The following is a 241-nucleotide window of genomic DNA, read 5'->3' as shown; positions in this document are numbered from 1 at the left end:
TCGCCAAGTACGGCGTGGCCGCCGGCACCACCATCTTCGCCGGCGTGATTAACGGCCGCAACATCTGGCGCAACAACTACGCCACCTCCCTCGGCTTGGTCGATGCTCTGAAGCAGGTCACCGCCGATGTGGCCGTCTCCACCGCGTCCTCCTTGCTGCATGTGCCGTTCAGCACCGAAGGGGAGACCGGCATCCCGGCCGAAGACCTCAAGCACTTCGCATTCGCGGTCCAAAAGCTCGG

General features: G+C 64.3%; 1 protein-coding gene. It reads left to right on the top strand.

Going from position 1 to position 241, the window contains the following annotated elements; genetic code table 11:
- Positions 1-241: hypothetical protein (locus HMPREF0044_RS07655; RefSeq protein WP_040313301.1), on the top strand; the 241-nt coding region annotated here is incomplete at both ends.

The sequence above is a fragment of the Gleimia coleocanis DSM 15436 genome, from assembly GCF_000159015.1.
GTDB classification, from domain to species: domain Bacteria; phylum Actinomycetota; class Actinomycetes; order Actinomycetales; family Actinomycetaceae; genus Gleimia; species Gleimia coleocanis.
The sequence above is the reverse complement of the archived record's forward strand: the minus strand, read 5'-3'. Positions and strand labels throughout refer to the sequence as shown.